The sequence below is a fragment of the Armatimonas sp. genome (genome assembly GCF_043760365.1).
Taxonomy (GTDB): domain Bacteria; phylum Armatimonadota; class Armatimonadia; order Armatimonadales; family Armatimonadaceae; genus Armatimonas.
In genome coordinates this window covers 1-1,586 of the sequence record NZ_JAYUPA010000540.1, presented here as the reverse complement: position 1 = coordinate 1,586, position 1,586 = coordinate 1, and the positions used below count along the sequence as shown (strand labels likewise).

General features: G+C 57.1%; 4 protein-coding genes and 1 pseudogene. 2 read left to right on the top strand and 3 right to left on the bottom strand.

Annotation, left to right across the window (positions count from 1 at the left end):
* Positions 1 to 132: 132 nt before the first annotated feature.
* Together ACH2EH_RS12490 and ACH2EH_RS12485 are read left to right on the top strand one after the other, a co-directional pair.
* A complete protein-coding gene (locus ACH2EH_RS12490) occupies positions 133 to 402 on the top strand; it encodes a hypothetical protein (RefSeq protein WP_395142126.1) in 270 nt (89 codons plus the stop codon).
* Positions 399 to 767 (top strand): hypothetical protein, encoded by a 369-nt coding sequence (locus ACH2EH_RS12485; RefSeq protein WP_395142124.1) that lies wholly within the window; start codon positions 399 to 401, stop codon positions 765 to 767. Before ACH2EH_RS12490 ends, ACH2EH_RS12485 begins: the two co-directional genes overlap by 4 nt.
* Here ACH2EH_RS12485 and ACH2EH_RS12480 read toward each other — a convergent pair.
* From ACH2EH_RS12480 to ACH2EH_RS12470, 3 genes and pseudogenes are all read right to left on the bottom strand, one after another.
* Positions 764 to 928 (bottom strand): molybdopterin-binding protein, encoded by a 165-nt coding sequence (locus ACH2EH_RS12480; RefSeq protein ID WP_395142122.1) that lies wholly within the window; start codon positions 926 to 928, stop codon positions 764 to 766. The two genes, ACH2EH_RS12485 and ACH2EH_RS12480, sit on opposite strands and share 4 nt — an antisense overlap.
* 1 nt (position 929) lies before the next feature.
* The gene (locus ACH2EH_RS12475) at positions 930 to 1,343 is read right to left on the bottom strand and encodes a hypothetical protein (protein WP_395142120.1); all 414 of its coding nucleotides are present in this window, start codon (positions 1,341 to 1,343) and stop codon (positions 930 to 932) included.
* Between the two features lie 66 nt (positions 1,344 to 1,409).
* Positions 1,410 to 1,586, bottom strand: a pseudogene (locus ACH2EH_RS12470) (chloramphenicol phosphotransferase); the annotation flags it as partial.

Sequence of the window (1,586 nt, the reverse complement as noted above, 5' to 3'; positions counted from 1 at the left end):
TAGATGGGAGCGGCGATTTTAGTCCGCCTCGCAAAATTGGCAAAACTCCCCAAAACTGGAAAATCGAGGTATCCCGAATCCAAATGCGGTTCCCCTGTGATCGTGCTCCTTTGGGGATTAGTATACCGCTTCATGGTCGTGACGTGGTCTAATACGAACATGGAAACGATGGAGCTTTGTGCGCAAGGCCGGGCATACTACGATAGGTTCCTGAAGGCATTTCTGGAGCCGACCTATCGTGGGCAGTATCTGATTCTCGATGTCGAAACCGGCGAGTACGCCATTTCGCAGGACTACGCTCCCTCGCTGGTGGAGCAGCAGAAAAAGCACGACGGGCGGCTTCAGTACGTCACACGAATTGGAGAGCGGGCGCTGATGCGGCGGGGCGGGCGGCGGACGTGATCGTCGGGCAGGTAGATACGCGGCGCAACCTTCTCTTTCCCCTGGTGGTACGTGGCTTCACCGGGCAGGAGCTGGCGCTGACAGTTCTTCTGGACACGGGCTTTAGCGACTGGCTCTCCCTGACCGACGAGCAAGTGGCAACGCTGGGTCTGCTTCCTTCGGGTGTCGCGGAGTCCGAGCTCGCCGACGGCTCCATCGTCCCGGTGACGCTCTACACTGCCGTTGTGGTGTGGGAAGGGATTGAGCGGCTCATCGAAGTTGTCGGCGGGGATACCGACCCACTTCTTGGGGTCAAGCTTTTGGAAGGCTACCGTCTGATCGCCGACTTCACCAACAACGGGACACTCCAGCTCTCTCGACTTTAGTTGAGTGCCGCCGTCGCTCGCTCCAAGTTGTCGCCCACCGTCGCCCGGTTATAGACGCTCACCCCGCACTGCGAGAGCTTCTGCGCCAGATATGCCGCGTCGGTGTCCACGATCTGCCCGAGGAGAAGCTCGGTGCCAAACGAAATTATCTCCGCTGTCATGCTAGGATTCTACCTCCTCTTCAGAAAGCTTTTCAGCAGCATACTCATCTGCAAACTCACCGTTTGTACTATGGTCATCATCTTTGATGTACAGAATACTATCATCGCCCACCAAGCGGCGAAAACATTCGAAATGGCAGTAAAAAGTTTGTTCCTTCTGATCTCGCCATTCTTTGTCGGCATGCCCTATGATAACCAGCGCACATGGATCAAGTTCATGCTCATGTGGCCCAAAGTGCGGTACGCTCCCCTTACAGATATAGCAATGATAACTTGGCCCCTTAGTTTCCATTTCGGCATCATTGACATCATGTGCGAACTCGGCAATGATCGCAGCGCGAGCGATAGCCATGCCCTCCGGGGTGGTAAGTTGGGCCGCGATGTTGTCGGGGAGTTCCAGGGTAATTGTGCTCATTTGGGTTTTAGTATACCGCGCTACCCCAGCCCGGCACGGGCTTTGTTTCCCTCGGAGACTCCTCGTTTACGGGGCGGCGAGCTGAGAGAAAGCCGTGGGGGTCGCTCCCGAGTCGAGGTACTCCCGAATCCGAGTGGCACACGCCTCAGGGGTGAGCTGCGACGTGTCCACTTCCAGATCGTAGATGCCGGGCTGGTGCACGGCCTTCTGCCAGAGCGCAACCGCCGGGGGAATCGGGGCACC